Source organism: Pelovirga terrestris (genome assembly GCF_014773365.1).
Taxonomy (GTDB): domain Bacteria; phylum Desulfobacterota; class Desulfuromonadia; order Desulfuromonadales; family Geopsychrobacteraceae; genus Pelovirga; species Pelovirga terrestris.
The window spans coordinates 37,982-58,795 of sequence record NZ_JACWUN010000006.1 but is presented as its reverse complement, the minus strand read 5'-3'; the positions used below and the strand labels follow the sequence as shown (position 1 = coordinate 58,795).

At 53.5% G+C, this 20,814-nt stretch carries 19 protein-coding genes; 4 read left to right on the top strand and 15 right to left on the bottom strand.

Annotated elements, in window-relative coordinates; translation table 11 throughout:
• Positions 1-25 precede the first annotated feature (25 nt).
• From ICT70_RS06665 to hemW, 6 genes are all read right to left on the bottom strand, one after another.
• A complete protein-coding gene (locus ICT70_RS06665; RefSeq protein WP_191154758.1) occupies positions 26-1,873 on the bottom strand; it encodes a penicillin-binding protein activator in 1,848 nt (615 codons plus the stop codon).
• Positions 1,874-1,913: 40 nt separating this feature from the next.
• Positions 1,914-3,026, bottom strand: coding sequence for a molecular chaperone DnaJ (dnaJ, locus tag ICT70_RS06660; RefSeq protein ID WP_191154756.1), 1,113 nt, complete (start codon positions 3,024-3,026; stop codon positions 1,914-1,916).
• 75 nt (positions 3,027-3,101) lie between these two features.
• On the bottom strand, positions 3,102-5,009 hold the full coding sequence (gene dnaK, locus ICT70_RS06655; protein ID WP_191154754.1) for a molecular chaperone DnaK: 1,908 nt from the start codon (positions 5,007-5,009) through the stop codon (positions 3,102-3,104).
• Positions 5,010-5,045: 36 nt separating this feature from the next.
• Positions 5,046-5,651 (bottom strand): nucleotide exchange factor GrpE, encoded by a 606-nt coding sequence (gene grpE / locus ICT70_RS06650; protein ID WP_191154746.1) that lies wholly within the window; start codon positions 5,649-5,651, stop codon positions 5,046-5,048.
• 20 nt (positions 5,652-5,671) lie between these two features.
• Positions 5,672-6,700 (bottom strand): heat-inducible transcriptional repressor HrcA, encoded by a 1,029-nt coding sequence (gene hrcA, locus ICT70_RS06645; RefSeq protein WP_337906752.1) that lies wholly within the window; start codon positions 6,698-6,700, stop codon positions 5,672-5,674.
• A 137-nt stretch (positions 6,701-6,837) separates the two neighbouring features.
• On the bottom strand, positions 6,838-7,971 hold the full coding sequence (hemW, locus tag ICT70_RS06640; RefSeq protein WP_191154742.1) for a radical SAM family heme chaperone HemW: 1,134 nt from the start codon (positions 7,969-7,971) through the stop codon (positions 6,838-6,840).
• A 230-nt stretch (positions 7,972-8,201) separates the two neighbouring features.
• Between hemW and ICT70_RS06635 the strand changes: the two genes are divergently transcribed.
• A complete protein-coding gene (locus tag ICT70_RS06635) occupies positions 8,202-8,978 on the top strand; it encodes a hypothetical protein (RefSeq protein WP_191154734.1) in 777 nt (258 codons plus the stop codon).
• A 296-nt stretch (positions 8,979-9,274) separates the two neighbouring features.
• Here the strand turns inward: ICT70_RS06635 and ICT70_RS06630 are convergent, their stop codons facing one another.
• From ICT70_RS06630 to ICT70_RS06600, 7 genes are all read right to left on the bottom strand, one after another.
• Positions 9,275-9,655, bottom strand: coding sequence for a hypothetical protein (locus ICT70_RS06630; RefSeq protein ID WP_191154732.1), 381 nt, complete (start codon positions 9,653-9,655; stop codon positions 9,275-9,277).
• 124 nt (positions 9,656-9,779) lie between these two features.
• Positions 9,780-10,097 carry a Na+/H+ antiporter subunit G gene (locus ICT70_RS06625; RefSeq protein WP_191154730.1) on the bottom strand — a complete coding sequence of 106 codons (318 nt, stop codon included), beginning with the start codon at positions 10,095-10,097 and terminating at the stop codon, positions 9,780-9,782.
• A 15-nt stretch (positions 10,098-10,112) separates the two neighbouring features.
• Positions 10,113-10,382, bottom strand: coding sequence for a K+/H+ antiporter subunit F (locus tag ICT70_RS06620; RefSeq protein WP_191154728.1), 270 nt, complete (start codon positions 10,380-10,382; stop codon positions 10,113-10,115).
• Positions 10,376-10,876 (bottom strand): Na+/H+ antiporter subunit E, encoded by a 501-nt coding sequence (locus ICT70_RS06615; protein ID WP_191154726.1) that lies wholly within the window; start codon positions 10,874-10,876, stop codon positions 10,376-10,378. The genes ICT70_RS06620 and ICT70_RS06615 overlap by 7 nt, the downstream gene beginning before the upstream one ends.
• Entirely contained in the window at positions 10,876-12,444 is a 1,569-nt protein-coding gene (locus ICT70_RS06610; RefSeq protein ID WP_191154724.1) for a monovalent cation/H+ antiporter subunit D, read from the bottom strand. The genes ICT70_RS06615 and ICT70_RS06610 overlap by 1 nt, the downstream gene beginning before the upstream one ends.
• Positions 12,441-12,776, bottom strand: a complete 336-nt coding sequence (locus ICT70_RS06605; protein WP_191154722.1) for a Na+/H+ antiporter subunit C — start codon at positions 12,774-12,776, stop codon at positions 12,441-12,443. The genes ICT70_RS06610 and ICT70_RS06605 overlap by 4 nt, the downstream gene beginning before the upstream one ends.
• Positions 12,777-15,605: a monovalent cation/H+ antiporter subunit A gene (locus tag ICT70_RS06600; protein ID WP_191154720.1), complete on the bottom strand. Its 2,829-nt coding sequence runs from the start codon at positions 15,603-15,605 to the stop codon at positions 12,777-12,779. It abuts the gene before it with no gap.
• Between the two features lie 274 nt (positions 15,606-15,879).
• Here ICT70_RS06600 and ICT70_RS06595 point away from each other — a divergent pair, with 274 nt between their 5' ends.
• Positions 15,880-16,665, top strand: coding sequence for a carbon-nitrogen family hydrolase (locus ICT70_RS06595; protein WP_191154718.1), 786 nt, complete (start codon positions 15,880-15,882; stop codon positions 16,663-16,665).
• A gap of 20 nt (positions 16,666-16,685) precedes the next feature.
• On the opposite strand, the gene ICT70_RS06590 is transcribed toward ICT70_RS06595, so the two are convergent.
• Positions 16,686-17,012 carry a hypothetical protein gene (locus ICT70_RS06590; RefSeq protein ID WP_191154716.1) on the bottom strand — a complete coding sequence of 109 codons (327 nt, stop codon included), beginning with the start codon at positions 17,010-17,012 and terminating at the stop codon, positions 16,686-16,688.
• A 160-nt stretch (positions 17,013-17,172) separates the two neighbouring features.
• Between ICT70_RS06590 and trxB the strand changes: the two genes are divergently transcribed.
• Both trxB and ICT70_RS06580 read left to right on the top strand, forming a co-directional pair.
• Positions 17,173-18,111 carry a thioredoxin-disulfide reductase gene (trxB, locus tag ICT70_RS06585; protein ID WP_191154714.1) on the top strand — a complete coding sequence of 313 codons (939 nt, stop codon included), beginning with the start codon at positions 17,173-17,175 and terminating at the stop codon, positions 18,109-18,111.
• Positions 18,112-18,169: 58 nt separating this feature from the next.
• Positions 18,170-19,699 carry a YifB family Mg chelatase-like AAA ATPase gene (locus ICT70_RS06580; RefSeq protein WP_191154712.1) on the top strand — a complete coding sequence of 510 codons (1,530 nt, stop codon included), beginning with the start codon at positions 18,170-18,172 and terminating at the stop codon, positions 19,697-19,699.
• A gap of 60 nt (positions 19,700-19,759) precedes the next feature.
• Here the strand turns inward: ICT70_RS06580 and ICT70_RS06575 are convergent, their stop codons facing one another.
• Positions 19,760-20,695, bottom strand: a complete 936-nt coding sequence (locus ICT70_RS06575) for an RluA family pseudouridine synthase (RefSeq protein WP_191154711.1) — start codon at positions 20,693-20,695, stop codon at positions 19,760-19,762.
• Between the last annotated feature and the right edge of the window lie 119 nt (positions 20,696-20,814).

Genomic DNA, 20,814 nt, shown 5'->3' with positions numbered 1-20,814 from the left:
GTGCTGAACAGATAGCAAGACAGAGCTATGGCTTGGATTTCTGGACCAGACGACCCCGTTGCACCCCCAGCAGGTTGAGCTCCTTGATCGCCTCGCCCTCCAGATCAAACCCCCTGGTGCCGGTTACGCCACGAATATCATCAATATTCAGTAAAGCGATCCGCAGGTCCTCGCGATTAGCTACTTCCGACCGATCAACGGTAGCCAGCATCAGGCTCGCCGCATCAAAGGCCTGAGCTTCGAGAATACTTGGCTCCTCACCATAGGTACTGCGGTACAGACTGACAAAACGTCGCACCTCCGGGGTCCTGCTATCGGCATAAAAAGCCTCAACAAATACCGCATTATCCAGAAAACGACCGGCACGATTGATCAGTTCCGGCGAATACCAACCATTGATCCCGAGCAACAGCACATCCTTGATGCCATAAAACATCAACTGCGGCGCAATCAGACTGATATTTTCAGCAAAATCGGGAATAAACAGGGAATGGAAAGGGGGCAGGGGATATTCGGGCGGTTCAAGGCCGCCTCTTTTTTCTTCAGAAATCGGTCGGCTGCGATTGGACCAGAGCAATTGCTCAATCTGCCCGCGAAAATCGGTGGTTCCCTCCGGGTAGCTGATAACATCAACCAGTTCCCCTCCACTACGGCGTACCATCGTTTCAAACAGCCGGGTCATCTGCTCGCCACTACGGGTCTGCGGACGCAACACCGAAAAACTGATGCGCTGGTCAGCTTTGGCATAATCGACCAGGGCCGCTACCTGCTGTTCCGCAGTGACCGTATCACGAAATATAAAGTTACCAACCTGAGGTAGCCCCTCGGTCTGCGCCAACGCCAACAGCGGCACCATCTGCCGCTGGGCTTCACGGGCTGCATCCATAGCATCAGCACTGAGCAGTGGACCGATAACGCCGATCACCCGATCTTCATTGGCCAGCCCGCTAACCAGACGGGCAGTGGGCACAGTGCCGGCGCTGTCACGGTAGATAAAACGCACGGGAAAACGGGTCTTATTGTGTTCTGCCAGAGCCAGTTCAAGGCCGTTTTTAACCATTTCACCATAAAAAGCATATGGCCCTGACAGGGGCAGCAACACCCCGATGGCGTTGCGATTGAGCCAGCCATCGTCCCGGGTACGTTGCAACAGATCCTCGGCTTCCTGCCAGTAAGGGAAAGGGACACCGAGCGCAAAGAGGTTTTCCAGCTGCTCTCTTGCCGCTTGTGAATTCTGCCGTGCCAGCGCCCGCCGGGCAAGTTGCAGTCGGGCATCCTGACCGATCTCTGTCCCCTGCCACATAAAAGCTGCTTCGGCCAGGTCAATATCAGACAAACGATTCTGCAGCAGCTGTCGCGCCCTTACCAGAACCGTCTCCCGGTCAGCCTCCAGGGCCAGTTCCTGGTGCACATAGTACAAGGCAAATAACGGCTGATCTTCAGCGATAGCTGCGCGGGCCAGAGATTGGAACAGAAGCCCCTGATCCGCCGGAGTCAAAGGCTCGCCGATCAGCGGTTGCAACATGCGCAGCGCTTCGGCACCATGGCCGGTAGCCCCCAGGGCGTGGCCATGGTGTAAATCGATCTCAGGGCTGCGTAACACCTCAGGGGTACGCTGCAGATAGAGAATGACCTCGGGATACTGCTGTCGCTCGGTCAGAATTCTACCGATCAAGGCAAAAGCACGGCCTGTGTCAATATTTTCAGGCGCGTTACGAATCTGTTCACGCAGTACCGCGAGGGCCTGATCATAGCGCCCCAATTGATAAAGCTCCAGGCCACGCTCAACCTCAGCGGCGGTTGCCACACTCGACCACCCCGGGCACAAACACAGGCCTAACAGCAAGAGAAACACAAAAGTGAATCGCTTCATCGGTACTCCATGTTGAAAGCGCTGCACCAACCAAAAAATGTCAGTCGAACAGTTCTTTCACCTTATCAAAGAAACCCTTCCCCTGGGGATGGATTTCTTCGCCACCAGCTTTGGCAAAATCTTCGAGTAGTTCTTTTTGACGCGCATTGAGTTTAGTGGGAACCTCGACCCGCAATACCACCAGCTGATCGCCACGGCCATAACCTTGCAGAGCGACAATCCCCTTGCCCGACAATTTAAAAATCTTCCCGCTCTGGGTCCCCGCCGGCACTTTAAGGTTGACCCGACCTTCAAGGGTGGGAACCTCGAGTTCGCAACCAAGGGCGGCCTGGACAAAAGAAATCGGCACCTCACAAATCACATCCTGACCATCGCGTTCAAAGATCGGATGTTTTTTGACGCTGATCACAACGTACAGATCACCAGGAGCACCACCCTGACTGCCCATCTCCCCTTCGCCACTAAGTTTCAGGCGGGTACCATTTTCCACCCCGGCGGGCACATTAAGGGGCAAGGTGCGCTTTTGTTTGACGCGACCACTGCCTTTACAATCGGGGCAGGGATCTTTGATCGTTTTTCCTTCACCGTGACAGTCAGGACAGGGGCGGGTCATGGTGAAAAACCCCTGCTGATAACGTACCTGACCGGCACCGCGGCAGGTTGAACAGGTCTGAGGTGAGGTTCCACTGCGAGCGCCACTGCCCTGGCAGCTTTCACACGGCTGACTGCGCGGCAGCTGCAGTTTCTTTTCGGCCCCAAATGCCGCTTCTTCGAAACTGATGGTCAGGTTGTAACGCAGGTCATCACCACGACGGCCACGTCCGGGGCGCCGTGAGCCACCGAAGATATCGCCAAAGATATCACCGAAAATATCCTCAAAAGGTGCGCCGCCGAAATCGAAGCCACCGCCTGAGAAGCCGCCGGCACCGTTAACCCCGGCGTGACCAAACTGATCATAGGTTGCCCGCTTCTGGGGGTCGGAAAGAACCGCGTAAGCCTCGGAGAGCTCCTTGAATTTATTTTCAGCTTCCTTGTTACCTGGGTTTTTATCCGGGTGGTATTGCACCGCTAAGCGCCGATAGGCTTTTTTTATTTCCGTTTCACTGGCGTTACGGTTGACTTCCAGGATCTCGTAATAGTCAGATTTTACCAAAATAATTATCCAGACAGAAAAAAGGCGAACGCCGACCAATGATCAGCAAGGTCAGCGTCCGGCCCGGTTAGCAATTTACTTCTTGTCGTCTACGTCCTCGAATTCGGCCTCAACGACGTCGTCCTTGGCTGAGTCCTCAGCTGTCGTCCCCTCGCTGCCGGGAGCACCGGCATCTTCCTGGCCCTGGGAATACATCACCTCAGCAAGTTTATGAGAAACCTGGGCGAGGGCCTCACTTTTTTTCTTGATCAGCTCCGCGTCATCCCCTTCAATCGCTTTTTTCAGCTCATCCAGGGCCTCCTGAATCTTTGCCTTGGTGTCACTATCAACCTTTTCACCATGCTCGGCCAGGGATTTTTCCGTTGTGTAAGCTAAACCATCAGCCTGGTTGCGGGCTTCAATCAGTTCACGTTTCTTTTTGTCATCACCGGCATGGAGTTCAGCATCCTTGACCATCTGCTGAATTTCTGCCTCGGATAAACCACTGGAAGCAGTGATCTGGATCGACTGCTCCTTACCGGTTCCCAGATCCTTGGCTGATACGTGCAGAATGCCATTAGCGTCAATATCGAAGGTCACTTCGATCTGCGGCACGCCGCGCGGCGCGGGGGGCAGACCAACCAGTTCAAAGTTTCCGATGGTCTTGTTATCATTGGCCATCTCACGCTCACCCTGGAGGACGTGAACCGACACCGCCGGCTGATTGTCGGCAGCGGTGGAAAACACCTGGCTCTTCTTACACGGAACCGTGGTATTCTTCTCGATCAGCTTGGTCATGACCCCGCCGAGGGTTTCAATCCCCAGAGACAATGGGGTGACATCGAGGAGCAGGACATCCTTGACATCACCGGTCAACACTCCACCCTGAATCGCTGCACCGATAGCAACAACCTCGTCAGGGTTGACTCCCCTGCTTGGGGTTCTGCCAAAGATCTCTTTGACCCGCTCCTGTACCGCCGGCATACGGGTCATTCCGCCAACCAGCACCACTTCCTGGATGTCGCCGGCTGACAGACCGGCATCCTTCAGGGCCATCTTGCAGGGACCCACCAGCTTGTCGAGCAGGCCGCTGCAGATACTTTCAAGCTTTGAACGAGACAGTTTGATGTTCAAGTGCTTCGGTCCCGACTGATCCGCGGTAATAAAAGGAAGATTAATGTCGGTCTCCATCGATGAAGACAACTCAATCTTGGCCTTTTCAGCCCCTTCCTTCAAGCGTTGCAGGGCCATCTTGTCGTTACGCAGGTCGATTCCCTGATCTTTTTTGAATTCATTGGCGACATAGTCGATGATCAACTGGTCAAAATCCTCACCACCAAGGAAGGTATCGCCGTTAGTTGACTTAACCTCAAAGACCCCATCACCCAGATCGAGAATGGAAACATCGAAGGTACCGCCACCGAGGTCAAAAACCGCGATGGTCATTTCGTTCTTTTTATCGAGGCCGTAAGCCAGAGACGCTGCGGTTGGCTCGTTGATGATACGCAGGACGTTAAGACCGGCGATCTTGCCGGCGTCCTTGGTGGCCTGGCGCTGGGAATCGTTGAAGTAGGCCGGCACGGTAATAACCGCATCGGTGACTTTTTCCCCAAGGTAGTCCTCGGCGGTCTGCTTCATCTTCTGCAGCACCATGGCTGAGATTTCCGGCGCGCTGTATTTCTTTTCCCGCACCTGGACCCAGGCATCGCCATTGTCCGCCTCAATAATCTTGAAGGGGCTGATTTTCATGTCTTTTTGTACGGCCTCCGAAGTAAACTTGCGGCCGATCAGACGCTTGATGGCAAACAGTGTGTTCTCCGGATTGGTCACCGCCTGACGTTTGGCCTGTTGACCAACCAGACGCTCACCCGACTCGGTGAATGCCACCATGGACGGGGTTGTGCGTGCCCCCTCCGAGTTTGCAATAACAACCGGCTCGCCACCTTCCATGATGGCGACGCAGGAGTTGGTGGTGCCTAAATCAATACCAATAACTTTACCCATGATGTTGTTTCCTCCCTAGATCCTTTTTCCCTGATATCAGGTAGTTTTGTTGTCATCGTCGGCTGCTGAAAGCTTTTGTTCCGGCGACTTTGCCACCAGCACAAAAGCTGGGCGCAGCAAACGTTCATTAAGTTGGTAGCCCTTCTGCATCTCCACCATCACCGTGTTAACCGGATGGTCAGCTGACTCCAACTGCCCCATCGCCTGATGATAAGCGGGGTCAAAGGGTTTGCCGACAGATTCAATGGTCTCCACCCCGAACCGGCTGAGCACCTGGTTGAACTGGGTCAGGGTCATGCGGACGCCCTCAAATAGCCCCCCGCTGTCTTCGGCTTTATCCGAATGTTCCAAGGCCCGTTCGAGATTGTCAATCACCGGCAGAATATCACGCAGGATTCCTTCATTAGCAAACTTGGCAGTCTCTTCTTTTTCGCGGGCTGTGCGTTTGCGCAGGTTGTCCATGTCCGCAAGGGTTCTTAGATACTGCTCATGTAACCGCTGCTTCTCTTCAAGGGCTTGGGTCAACTGCTGCTCCAGATCGCTATTTTCCACGAGGGGTTCAGCCTCGGGCTGAAGACCCTCGGCAGGGTTCTCGGCAACCTGATCTGCTGCACTTTGTTCGGTCTTTTTACCCACAGTCATTCATCTCCTTTTTGATGTATTTATTCCGCTTCCCGATCAAGCACACGGCTAACCAATTGGGCGGTAAAATCAACAATGGGCACAACCTGGGAATAGTCCATACGCATCGGTCCGACCACACCCAGAGCGCCTATCGCACCTTTTCGATTGGAAAAATTCGCTGAAATGAGGCTGCAACCCTTCAAATCGACTTCACTGCCGATAAAAATCTGCACTCCCTGAGCTGACTGGCTGCGATCGAGTAAGTCTATCAGAATTTTTTTGCTTTCAAAGGTCTGGATCAGACGCCGCATCTGATCCGGCGACGAAAATTCAGGCTGCTCCAACATCAACGAGGTACCGGTAACGTAGAGTTGATCCTCAATCTCGTCCTGCAGGGCGGCAAAAGACAAGCTCAAGGCTCTTTTGCGTAACTGATCATAGAGAGTCATTTCATCCTGCATCTCTTTTTTCAGTTTTTCCCGCACCTGGTTAATGGTCAGTCCATTAAGCTCTCGATTCAGATAATTGCTGATTTTTTCCAACTCGCGCTGATCAATATCAGCAGTAGCCGAGATCACCTTGTTTTGTACCAGTCCGGTTTCAGACACATAGATCACCAGCAGACGGCCATGGGACAAACGGACGAATTCTATCTGACGGAAGACCGTGGTTGCAAACTTCGGCACCATCACCAGCCCTGCGTATTTGGATAAACCCGAAAGAATCCGCCCGACCTCCTGCATGATATCTTCCATCTTCATGCCGGAAAAACGGTAGCTACTTCGTAACTGCTTCTTTTCCTTGTCGCTCAAATCACGAATCTGCAACAGGGAGTCGATATAATACTGAAACCCCTTTTCCGTCGGAATCCGCCCGGCCGAAGTATGAGGTGAGCAGAGCAGACCCATCTCTTCAAGATCAGCCATGACATTGCGCACCGACGCCGGTGACAGGTTAAAGTGATGCCTGCGACTAATGGCACGACTGCCTACCGGCTCTGCGGAAGCAATATAATCCTTGACGATCGCTTCCAGGATTTTCTGGCTACGCTCATTCAATTCAGCCATCAACACAACTCCACCATACCCTGACCCATTTATGTTAGCACTCAACCAGCTCGAGTGCTAATACCGCAGATTAACAACGCTAATACCCTTTGTCAAGATCTAACCGGGCAAAGCGCCGACCAGGCCGCATGGACTCTTTAAAAAAAGGACGCGATCAGATGATCATAGATCAACCAATGCTGTGGCAGCAGGACCACCCGCCCATTATCGAACACCAAAGAGCCCTGCAACTGAGCAAGGGCGTCTGGAAAAACCTGTTGTAAAGATTCACCAAAACGCTGCTCAAAAGCCGCCAGACCAAGGCCATCGCTGGTGCGCAGGGCAAGATAAGCGGTCTCGGCCATTGCCCCTTTACGGTCAAACTGCTCAAGCAATTCAGCGGGGTCTGCTCCTGCCTCCAGGAACTTGCGATAACGCACCAGATCGGCCGGCACATGCCGGCGTGCACCATAGCCGGATTCAACAAAACTGTGGCCCCCCGCACCGACAGCCAGACACGTGCGTCGCTGCCAGTAGCACTGATTATGCCGACAGCGATGTCCTGGACGGGCAAAGTTCGACACCTCATAGTGTTCGTAGCCGGCGGCGGTAAAACGTATGCGCAAGAACTCGTACTGACCGGCGTACTCCTCATCATCCGGTACTTTGAGCTGCCCCTGAAGGCGCCACCGAGCAAATTCGGTTCCTTCTTCAATGGTCAGTCCGTAGACTGAAATGTGTTCAGGTTCCAGTTGCAACAGCTGGTCGATCTCTCGCTTCAGATCATTGCTGTTCTGCCCCGGCAGGGCAAACATCAGATCGAGGCTGATATTATCAAATCCGGCAGCGCGAGCGGCGGTCACAGCAGACTGGGCCTGTTGACCGTCGTGACAGCGCCCAAGCTGCTGCAGTTGCCGGTCATCAAAAGACTGAATACCGATAGATAAACGATTAACACCGAGCTGGCGTACCTGCTGAAGATAATTGCCGCCGAAGGTGGCGGGATTAACCTCAAGGGTTACTTCCGCCGTGGCGTTCAGACCAAACAGGTTATGGCAGGTCCCCAATAACTGGGCCAACTGTTTGGCCGTGAGCAACGACGGGGTGCCACCGCCAAAGTATATGGTATTCAGTGGGCTGAAGGTCTGATCGTCTCCAGAGATCAGCGTTAAATGCCGACACAGCAGATCAACATAGATGTCACGCTCGCCGGTGCCGGCCGTCGTTGAAAAGAAATCGCAATAGCGGCAACGCTTGCGGCAGAAGGGAATATGGAAATACAGAGAGCTCACGGACAATCAATCCCTTATCGGCAATCTGACAACATCAGATCTGGTAGACCGCACCATGGCGTGAAAAATCAACGGCCCTGCGACCGATCATACTTGAACAATCCCGCACTGATAAGCTAAATTCCTTATCTTTGAGCAGTATCGTTGTCATTGCGACCTGGCTGCTGTCACTACCATCGCTGAGGGGCGAAACGTTGCGCCAACAAACCGAAAATCACAACCGGAAACCAATGCCCGTGATCAATCCTGGACCAGGCGATACTGACCGCAAACAACTTGGCTTTGTCTGGTTTTTTACCCTGATTGCCCCCTTTGCCCTGTCTCTGGGGCTATTGGTGCTGTTTTACCTCGAACACGGCTGGCCCTTTGTGAAAACCCTGCTACTGACAGCAGCAGCGGTATTTTTTTTCTTTGGTCGCTTTGTCATTCTGAGTGGCAGCTCCAGCACAACAGGCGAAACCTACAGCGCTGTCGATGACGTGATGCAAGAGGCCGTTCAACAAGCTGCGCGCTTTTTCTCTTCCGGGGAGCTTGCCTTTCTGGTGTTTTACATGGACGTGATGGTGGCTTGTCTGCTCGCTTTCCATATCGGCTTTTTGTACCGTCTGCCGCTGCTTGGCAACAAGCTGGAAGAATTACAGGAAGACGGGAAATTTATTCTTGCCAGCAATCCGTGGATGAAAAGCGCCACCTTTGCCGGCATTGTTGCCTTCTGCGTCTTTCCACTGGCGGCCACCGGCAGCGTCGGCGGTTCCATTTTTGGGCGGCTGCTGGGGATGTCCCGCCTCGGCACCTTTTTCGGTGTTGTAACCGGCAGCGCGGTTGGCTGCTCGCTCATGTACTTTGGAGCCACCCTGATCAATCGCTATCTTGATCGCGACAACCCCTGGCTGACTATCGGTGGTATCGTCTTTGTGGTTCTGATGATTCTCTGGCTCAATCAACGCTACCGCAAGATGAAAGCTCAATGGAGAAGCGACCTTGCCTCCCGGCATCATGAAAAATAACGGCCCAAGTCTGGCTGTCTGCCCGAACAACTTGAGTAAAGGGGCTAACCAGATACCCAAATAGTCATGGGGCCAGAGGTGAAACTCACCCTGGCCCCATGACCCTTCAGCTTACAATCTCAACCGACAAGTAAATAACTCTGTATTATTCATTGTAACTATTCACCACTGTCCTTGCGCAGGGTCGGGGTTTCTGTGGCAAGGGTGTTTGTCGCCATGGACGGCGACAACAAGCGGTCAGGGATGACGAAAAGCGTCCCTTGACACAGGAACCCCGATCCAGGACTGGATAGCTACTATTCGTTTAACGCAGGAGTAATTGGCTGCTGAGGATCCCGGACCCGTAACTGTGAACGCTCCTGCCGTTGTTCCCCGTCAAGTTCGCGACGTTCTTGGCGCAATTGCAGCCGTTCTGATTGATTCTGCTCAGCCCGCTGCCGCTGCATTTGCTGATTCGATTCGACCCGCTGTTGTTGCATTTCACGATGTTGTTCCACGCGCTGCTGCTGCATCTGCTGTTTTTGTTCAACCCGCTGCTGCACGGCTTGCGGCGCCCCGCTACTTCCTGCGGCACCAACTCCGCCGCCGCCACGACCGCCACCGGGGGCCGCCAGCACCGGCACAGACAAACAGGCAACGACCATCCATACCAAAACTACGCGATTGCTCTTTTTCATTTTTTAATCCTTTCATGACCAAGTTGCCAGTCCTGCCGTAAACGCTCACGACTCACCGCGAGCAGCTGCAATCACGAAGAAGTGATTGCAGCCGTCATAGATTCAATCGTGCGGAACATCCATCTCAGGTTTCGGGATGATCTTTATCCTCGTGCAGACGTTGATGACGCGCTGCTTTGGCAAGAAAATGGGCACTGACCGGAGCGGTGATAAACAGAAACAGAGTGATCAGCACTTCGTGCAGGCTTAAGCCTTCTTTGAGAAAGCTGAAATAAATGGCCGAGGCAATGGCCATGCTGCCAACCCCCAGAGTAGTTGCCTTGGTCGGTCCATGCAGACGAGTGAAAAAGTCCTGCAGGCGAAACAGACCGATGGAGCCGGCCAGTGCAAAAAAGGCTCCGATTATCAAAAAGAAAGAGACCAGAATCTCCACAACGATCATGTCAAACTCCTCGATTTATTCAACGATATCGCCACGCATCAGGTACTTGCTGGTCGCCACCGTACTGATAAAACCCATCACGGCAATAATCAACGCTGCCTCGAAGTAGGTTGCCGTATCAAAATAGATACCCAACAATACAAACAGGGCTAACGCGTTGATATACATGGTATCCAATGCCAGGATCCGATCCGGCAGGCTTGGCCCCTTGAACAAACGATAGAGGTTCAATAACTGGGCCAGAGTCATAAACACAAATGCGATCACCAGGGCGACATTCAGCATGTGAAAATCTCCTTGAGAGTGGCTTCATAGCGGGACTTTATCTGAGCAATCGCCGCTTGCTCATCGGGCACATTAAGGCCGTGAACGATCAAGGTCTTATGGTCAGCACTGATTTCACTCGATACGGTTCCCGGAGTCATGGAAATAACGTTGGCGAGGATAGAAATCACCATCGGATCATCAATATCAAGGGGTACCTCAATAAACTTGGGTTGCAGAGTTGAAATATCGGGCTTAAGAATCAGGCGCACCACATTGATGTTGGACATGACGACATCATAAACAAAAGTCATGAAAAAGAACCTTAGAAACAAGCGGCGCTTGCAAATCCGCGGGCGCTCCGGCCAGAAGCGATTAGTAAACCAGGGGATCATGATTCCCAGCAGGGTACCAAGCAGAATATGGCCAAAGGAATAGGTGTTATTGAGTAACAGCCACAAAACAATCAGCGCAACGGTCATTAACGGATGAGGGATCCAACGGTTACCTTGCATTAGCGACCTCCTGCTGACATCAATGCAGCTACGGCATCACTACCGAGTACCGCCTCTATGTAATAAACCGGCTGGCTGATCTGGGCTGCGACAGCGTAGCCGAAATCACTTAAGGGACCACCGAACAATACCAAAAGTGGGCTGATCGCCAGAAGAATCAATACCGGGAAGACATAGCCGGCACTGTAACGCGGGATATTGGCATGAGGTTCCTTGGAAAAGGCGTCGACACCACTGTCATCAAGAGGTATGGTTTTCCAGAAGATCACACTACCGGCACGCCCGAGGGCGATCAGCCCCAACAGTCCACCAATCAGTACCAGCGACCAGATCCAGGGTGCGGCAGCATGGGACTGTACCCCCATCAGCATCGTCACCTTGGCAGTAAATCCGCTTAACGGCGGCAAGCCGCCAATCGCCACTGCGGCGCCTAAAAACAACAGTCCCAGTAACCGTTCCTGCCCAACCGGCCGATCAGGAGTCAAGGCCGCACCGGCATCAAGACGTTGCTGGCGGATCATATCCGCGATCAGAAACATGGCGGCGGTCATAAAGGTGGTATGAGGCAGATAGACAATGGCTGCTGCGATAGCATCGACACCGAAGGTACCGATCACGGCCAGCAGGGTGCCGACCGAAGCGACCACCATATAAGCAATTGTCTGGCGCAGGTCACGACTGGCGACAACGCCGATAGAGCCGGCGACCAGGGTTACCAGCGCGACCGGTAGCAGCCACGGCTCAAGGACATTGGCAGCAACTCCGGCGTGATCTCCAAATATCAATGTGTAAACGCGCAGGATGACGTAAACCCCAACCTTGGTCATGACCGCAAACAGGGCGGCCACCGGGGCGCTGGTAAAGCCGTAGGCGTTGGGCAACCAGAAATAGAGTGGAAGCAGTGCCGCCTTGAGGGCAAAAACCCCGAACAGGATCAACCCGCCAGCCTGCAGCAGCGCCGCATTATCGGACGGGGCGTGAGCCAGACGTACCGCCATATCTGCCATATTTAAGGATCCGAGCAGGCCATAAAGGATACCCACCCCGATCAGAAACACACTGGAACCCACCAGATTAAGCATAACGTAGTGCATGCCGGCCTTGGTGCGTCGGGCACCGCCGCCGTGCAGCACCAGCCCGTATGATGCCAGCAGCATGATCTCGAAAAAGACGAAGAGATTAAAAATATCACCGGTCAGAAAGGCACCGTTGATGCCAAGCAGCTGAAACTGAAACAGGGCGTGAAAGTTTTTCCCCTGCTCATCGGTGCCTTTCACCGCATACAGCAGACAAAGAAAAGCCAGCAGGGAGGTAATAAAAATCATCATCGCACTTAACCGATCGAGTACCATGATGATGCCGAAAGGTGGACTCCAGTCACCAAGGACATACATCTGAATCGGACCGGTAGCCGCCTGATACAATAAGGCACCGGTAATCAGAGTTACCAGCAGGGAACTGATCAGCCCCAGGGTACGATGCAGGGCCATACTGCGATTTACTGCAAGAACGATGATCGCTCCCATCAACAATGGCAGCAGCAAGGGAGCAACTATCAAATGGTTCATGATTCGTTCTCCTTGCGACCGTCAACATGATCGGAGCCAAGCTCACCACTGGCCCGCAAGGCCAAAACCACGACAAATGCGACCATGGCAAAACCGATAACAATGGCCGTCAGTACCAACGCCTGGGGCAAAGGGTCTGCATATTGGGCGCGCTCAGGCGAAATAACCGCCGGCAGATTGGTGTGCAGCCGCCCGCTGACAAATAAAAACATATTTACCGCGTAACCAAGCAAGGTCAAACCGAGAATCACCGGAAAGGTTCGCCCTCGCAGCATCAGATAAACACCACAGGCGATCATCACGCCCAGACAGATGGAAAACAACAGCTCCATTTAGTGTGCTCCTTCTTTTTTTTCTTTGGCTTTTTGCACGCTGGCGGACACGATTTCGGCATCCTTCGAATTCATCGATCCCAGCTTCACCAGTATGAGCATCACCGAACCGACCACCGCCAGAAACACGCCAAGGTCGAAAGCGATAGCGCTGGCCACCTCAAATTTGCCAACCAATGGCCAGGTCAGGTAAGTAAAACTGGTGGTCAAAAACGGGTAACCGATCACCCAGCTGCCAACCCCGGTCAACACCGCGATCACCAAACCCCAGGCCATAATGATGTGATTATCGACAGTCAGCCGTGGGCGGGTCCAGACAATCCCGCTGGAAATATACTGGAGGATCAGTACCGACGCGACGATCAGGCCGGCAATAAAACCGCCGCCCGGTTCATTGTGTCCACGCAGGAAAATATAGGCGGCAAACAATAGCGCCAACGGCATCAATGGCCGGGTAATCTGCGCCAAAATCATCGGAAAGCGATCCTGAACCCAAGGGCGTCCCAGCGCGTCAATTCCGGGTGCGGTCAGCTCAAAATTATGCAGCATGGCGTAAATCACCAGGCCGGCAATCACCAGCACGGTAATTTCACCCAGGGTATCAAACCCCCGAAAGTCAACCAGAATGACGTTAACCACATTGGTACCACCGCCACCAGGCTTGCTGTTCTCGAGAAAATATCCGGCAATGGTATCGTAGGGACGTGACAGTACCGCCAACATCAGAGCCGCAGCTCCACCGCCCGCCAGCACAGACAAGCCGATATCACGTCCGCGTCGAACACTGCTCGACTCCACCGGAGTGGTGCGCGGCAGCAGATGCAGCGCCATCATCAGCAGAATAATAGTGACCACCTCAACGGAAATCTGGGTCAGGGCGAGATCCGGTGCCGAAAATCGGATAAAAGACAGTGAAACGATCAGTCCGACAGAACCGAGCATGATAATCGACAAAATCCGGTTACGATGATTCACCACCGTTGCCACAGTACAAACGATCAACACCAAGCCCATGATCAGGGTTACCGGATCGACTGACGACATGGCCAAAGGACCGATAAAAGGCACACTTGACCCAAAAAACGGACTCGCGCCCAGCACGAACACGGCTCCTACCAGCAGGGCAATGTAACGCTGTAATGAGCCGTTTTCCATCAGGCCGGTCAACGTTCTGCCACCCTGTACCAGGCCACGGATAAGGGCCTCAAAAGTCGCTTTTCCGTCACAATAGCGCATACACCAACGGTGGGAATCAAACAGGCGCAGGCGCTGCAGATAAAAAACGGCGCCACCAGCCAGGGCAATGACACTCATCGCCAGCGCCATGTTGAGACCATGCCAGATGGCAATGTGGTAGTCGGGGGTCGCTGCGCCGAGGATGCTGCCGGCAGCCATATTGACCATAGGCGCCGCCAGGGTCATGGGGAACAGGCCGACCAGAACACAGAGGGTCATCAGAATTTCGGCCGGCAGACGCATGCCGTGGGGTGGCTCATGGGGCTTTTTCGGCAGATTGGTGAAGGGCTCCTTGAAAAAAACGTCATGCACCATGCGGATCGAGTAGGCCACGGCAAAAATTGCCGCCAGAGTAGCCCCGAGCGGTACGATCCAACTGAAAGCACCGAACAGGTTGGGCTCCAGGGTTTCCGCCAGAAACATTTCTTTACTCAAAAAGCCGTTAAACAGGGGGACTCCAGCCATGGATGCACTACCGATCATGGTCAGGGTGCCGGTAATCGGCATATACTTCCATAAGCCCGACAGCCGTTTCATATCACGGGTACCCGTCTCGTGATCGATAATCCCGGCAAGCATGAACAAGCCGGCCTTAAAGGTGGCGTGATTGAGGATGTGAAAGACCGCGGTAAAAGCCGCCAGCGGGCTGCCGAGCCCAAGCAGCAAGGTAATCAGGCCGAGGTGGCTGACCGTGGAATAGGCCAGCAGCCCCTTAAGATCATCTTTGAACATGGCCATGTAAGCAGCAAACATAAATGTGATCAGACCAACGGGCGTCACAATATAAAACCACAGGGAACTGCCTGATAGTACCGGAAACAGTAGTGCCAGCAAAAACACTCCGGCCTTGACCATGGTTGCAGAATGAAGATAAGCACTCACCGGCGTCGGTGCCGCCATGGCGTGAGGCAGCCAGAACTGGAAGGGAAACTGTGCCGACTTGGTAAAGGCGCCGAGCAGGATCAGAATAAGGGTGATTGGATAAAGGTGATGGGCATGAATAATCTCTTTTGCAGCCAAAATGGTTGTCAGTTCAAAACTACCGACGATATGACCGAGCAGAAGAAAGCCGGCGATCATTGCCAAACCGCCGCCGCCGGTAATCACCAGGGCCTGACGTGCCCCCTCACGGGCATCGGTACGGTAGCTCCAGAAGCCGATCAGCAGAAACGAGCTGATACTGGTCAATTCCCAGAACATCATCAGCAACATGATGTTTTCCGACAGAACGATCCCCAGCATTGATCCCATAAACAGCAACAGGTAAGAATAAAAACGCCCCATCGGGTCATCAGCTGAAATATAAAAACGGGCGTAAAGAACAATCAGCAAACCGATGCCGAGGATCAAAAAAGCAAACATGAAACCAAAACCGCTGACCCGAAAAGCGAAATTCAGTCCAATAGCGGGAATCCAACTCCAACTCGCCAGCGGCATCTCGCCATTAAAGACCGCCGGTGCTTGCAGCAGCAACAGCAGCATCGAGATGCCGGCGATTGCTCCAGCACTCAAAGCATTCAGATTGCGACTGCGAAACAGGGAGGGGATGAGCGCTCCTAACAAGGGGAGCAAAGGGATCAATGCAAGAGTCATTAGTTCATCCTTCTCGGGCTTTGCATTTGTTACCAAAGACGATTCAATGGTATAAAAAATACCGTCCAAAAAGGTATTCAATTCGGGGAGCAAAAGCAAGAATTATCGAAACCACTGTTTGTAAAACGCTACTATACGATGGCACACTGGTGGCGGAAAACAGCCTCTATGGGCTGTTTTCATCAAATTACCACAGAGAATTGGGGCATTACTTATTGTCGATATCCCCAGTGAAAATAAAACACTTTTCTATCTGACCCAGGGAGATCTTTTCATGAAACAACTGCGCTGTGCCGCCATTCAGTTCAACATTGCTCTGGGAAACATCGACAGCAACCGCAAACAGGTCGCTGCCGCTCTGCGGCGGGTCGCTGCTGCCAATGGTCAGCTAGCCGTCCTGCCTGAGATGTGGAGCACCGGCTACGACTACCGCCACCTACCCACCCTGGCCCAACACACCCCCGAGATTGTCACAGATTTGCAACAACTATGCGCAGAACTGGGGTTGGTCAGTGTCGGCAGCCTGCCGGAGTTGAGCGCTGGAAAAATCTACAATACCGCCTATGTCATTGATCATGGGAAAGTCGTCGGCAGCTATCGCAAGCTCCACCTTTTTTCCGCCATGGGTGAGGACCGCCACCTCGGCTCGGGCAGTCGGAGCCTCGTCGTTGACACCTCTGTGGGCAGAGTCGGCGTTGCCATCTGCTATGATCTGCGTTTTCCAGAGCTTTTCCGCAAGCTTGCGCTGGAAGGGGCCGAAATCATCTGCGTCCCGGCGGAATGGCCCAAGCCACGAGGGGAACACTGGCAGACCCTGTTACGTGCCCGGGCGATAGAAAATCAACTTTTTGTCGTTGCCGCTAACTGCTGTCGGGTGCAGGGAAAGCTGGATTTTTGTGGCCTCAGCCGTATCATCTCGCCACTGGGAACGATCCTCGCAGAAGCCGCAGAAGAGGATATCGAGCTGATCGCTGATTGTGATGTTGCAGAAATGCAGATCTATCGCGATCAGATCAAGATCCTGCATGATCGGCGCGCCGATATTTACGGCACCCCTTAACGAACAAGTGTGAGCACAGACTAGGGAGCCAAACGCTGCGCACTCTGACGATAGGCCGGTGGCACCTGGTTGAGGCTGTCGGCAAAATGCAACACCCCGGCAGCATCAACATAGATATAGCGCGACGAAGCCTCCTCATCAGAAAAATCTTTTTGCACCTCAATAGTCTGGCCGATGCGGTCATCGGTGCGCCCCAAGGTCAGTAACCGCGAACGAAAATCACGATAAAAAACCTGGACCTCCTTTAATACAGGAGTGGTAAAGTGGCGTTTTATCGCCAGTTGATCGATCATCACAACCAGTATCAGGGCCAACACCACCCACAAGATAAAACGAATAAATTTCAACCTGCTGCCTCCCACCATAAAAAATCTCAACATCGCTGAACAGAACACATCATACGCAACGGAATTGTCTGGCTGCAAGCTATTCCATTTTCACCATAATTATGCAAGAATTCGCATCGGTATTAAACGAATGCATCGCTTGAAGGAGTCAACGATTATTATGAGCACCACCGATTACGATGTCATTATCATTGGCGGCGGGCCGGCGGGAATGACTGCCGGTCTCTACGCATCGCGCGCTTGTTTAAAATCCCTGATGATCGAAAAAATGATCCTTGGTGGCCAGATGATGACCACCACTTTGGTGGAAAACTGGCCCGGTTATCCTGGCGGTATCGAAGGACCGGAACTGATGATGCGTTTTCAGGAGCACAGTGTTGAGTTCGGTCTGGAAATCGCTTACGGCACCGTCGAAAAGATCATTGACAATGGCGCCAGCAAAACCCTGTTGGTTGATGGCAAGGAAATGACCTGCAAGGCAGTGATCGTCGCTACCGGAGTGATTCCGCGTAAACTGGGAATTGACGGCGAAGCCGCCCTGGTTGGCAAAGGGGTCTCCTATTGTGCCACCTGCGACGGCGCTTTTTTCCGCAACCAGCCTATCGCCGTGATCGGTGGTGGCGACACAGCCGCAGAAGAAGCTTTATTTTTAACGCGCTTTGCCAGCAAGGTCTACATGGTGCATCGTCGCGATCAGTTGCGTGCCACCAAAATTCTTCAGGAGCGTATTTATGCCAACGACAAGATCGAAATGGTCTGGAACTCCGTAGTCGAAAAATTTATATCGGACAACAGCGGTCTTACCGGAGCCGTTTTGTGCGATATGAAAACCGGTTCGTGCCGTCAGGTTGAGCTAAACGGCATGTTTGTTGCCATCGGGATTACCCCTACAACTCATTTTGTCAAAGGACTGCTTCACCTGGATGAAGATGGTTATATCCGTTGCGGCGAAGATACCATTACCAATGTTCCAGGAATCTATGCCGCCGGCGACTGCCGTACTTCGGTCCTCAAACAGGTTTCCACTGCTGTTGGCGATGGCGCTGTTGCTGCTATCATGGCAGAAAAACTGATCTACGAACTCAATCAAGCGTCCTGATTGTCAAAGCTCAAGAACGTTTATTACAGTCTGACATAAGAGCAGGAAGGGGGGGGACATGCTCGCTAAAGTTACATCCGGAGCCCTGATCGGCATTAATGCCTACCCGGTGACCGTTGAAGTCGATATCGCTCAGGGGTTGCCGCAATTTGCTACGGTCGGCCTGCCCGAAGGTGCCGTTAAAGAGAGCAAGGACCGAGTCAAGTCAGCTATCAAGAATTCCGGTTACGAGTTTCCAGCGCGGCGCATCACCATCAATCTTGCTCCCGCCGATATCCGTAAGGACGGTGCCGCTTTTGATCTTCCCATTGCCATCGGCCTGCTGGCCGCCACCGGCATTGTCGATGCCGAACGCCTGAAAAATTTCATCCTCCTTGGTGAACTGTCCCTTGATGGTCAGGTCAAGCCGGTGCGCGGGGTTCTGCCAATTGCCGTTGTCGCCCGCGACTGGGGCGATCAAGCGCTGATCCTGGCGCTGGACAATGCCGAGGAAGGGGCCATCGTCGCCGGGCCGGCTATCTATCCGGTGCGCGATCTGGCTGAAGCTGTCTGCCTGATTAACGGCGAAAAAGAATTCTCCCCCTTCGCCATGCCTCCAGCTACGTTGACAACCTCACTAACCACTGACGCTGAGGATTTTGCTGAAGTGCGCGGCCAGGAGCACGTCAAGCGCGCCCTTGAAGTCGCGGCGGCCGGCTCCCACAACATCCTGATGAGTGGGCCACCCGGGTCCGGCAAAACCATGCTGGCGCGGCGCCTCCCTACGATTTTGCCTGATTTTTCTTTTGAAGAAGCGCTTGAAACCACCAAGATTCATTCCGTCGCCGGCCTACTGTCGCGCAACAATGCCCTGGTGCGTCAGCGCCCGTTCCGTTCCCCCCATCACACTATTTCCGATGCCGGACTGATCGGTGGAGGCTCGTACCCGCGGCCTGGTGAAGTCTCCCTGGCCCATCGCGGCATTTTATTTCTCGATGAATTTCCCGAGTTTAAAAAGAACGTGCTGGAGATGTTGCGGCAACCCCTGGAAGACGGCCAGGTCAGTATCAGTCGCGCGGCGTTGAGCCTGACCTATCCGGCCGACTTTATGCTCGTTGCTGCCATGAACCCCTGCCCCTGCGGCTTTTTGGGAGACACGGTGCACGACTGCACCTGCACCCCGCCGCTACTGCAGCGTTACCGCAGCAAACTCTCCGGCCCGTTGCTCGACCGCATCGATCTTCACGTCGAGGTGCCTCGTGTCACCCACAAGGATCTCACCGATGTTGCCGCCGGTGAAGCAAGTGGCGCCATCCGTGAACGCGTCAACCAGGCCCGCGATCGCCAGCGCCGGCGTCTTGCTCCCTTCGGCCTCCACGCCAACAGCCAGATGCAGGCGCGCCATATCCGCCGCTTCTGTAAACTCGACGCGCATGGCGACGCCCTGTTGGAACAGGTTACCGACAAGCTCGGTCTGTCAGCCCGCAGTTACACCCGTATCCTCAAGCTCGCGCGCACCATCGCCGATCTGGCCGGCAGCGACCAGATCGGCCGGATACACTTAAGTGAAGCGATTCAGTATCGGGGGCTGGATCGAAAAACAGGATGAAAGATCCAGTTCCGCTCAGATTGGCTTCTTTGCCCCCGGTGTCCCAAGGATCAAAGCGATTTACTGGATAACGTCCTTGTTTAGGTTTAAACTGACGCAGGGATAGTTGCCTTCGACGCCGAAATGACGATTGCAACGATGGAGTTCAACATTCAAATCCTCTAGAAAAGTTCTGAGGTTTTGCGGCACGGGTGATGTGATTTTCACAGGGGTATTGGTGAAGGGATCGTCAAATGCCAGCTGCCGGCAGTGCAGAAACAGCCGGGGCAGGTTATCGGGGCAGGGGCCGCAGTAACGGCGATCACCAAAAAGGGGATGGCCGATTTGCTGAAACTGGCGGCGAATCTGATGCTGGCGCCCAGTCTTTAATTCAATCTGCAGCAGGGAGGCACTGTCATTGGCGGCCAGCACCAGATAACTGGTGACCGCTGTTTTGCTTTTGCCCTTGGCTGGAATCTCAGTAGTTATGGTGCCGGCAGTGGTAAGGTTCCCTTTGACCAACGCCAGATAGGTTTTTTTGACCGGTGCGTTCATCATCATCTTGCCAAGTACCGAACAGCTCTTTTTCCCCTTACCGAACAGCACCACGCCGGAAGTTTCACGGTCAAGGCGTTGAATCGGTGCCGCCACGAAGGGTTCTCCGCGCCGATGGAGCAAGCCTGCCACTCGCGCCGTCAAATTATCCTCTTCATGCCCCTGTCCGGCATGAGTCGCCAATCCCGATGGCTTATCGAGAATGAGCAGATGCTCGCTTTCGTACAGAACCGTTACCGACATCTTTTCGCTTAGTGTCAGTAAATCGACGAGGCGGCGACTGTCTGGCAGGATGATGTGCTCGCCAGCAACTAATGCACCAGCGGTATCCTCACTGCGGCAGATTTTTCCATCTTTCACCAGCTTGCGTAGATAAGCTGCTGGAGCCGCCGCAACCCGCTGCTGGAGAAAATCTTCCAGCGATAAACCGGCTTCGGTGGTGGTGACGATCATTTTAGCCATGGAATTTACTCAACTCTGTAATTAGTCAGATGATTTCTTGTGATCTTGTGTAACCCCAGGATGGCGACCTTTCAAAAAAAAACGCCACCGACCAGCAAAGGCTGATACGGCGACGTTTC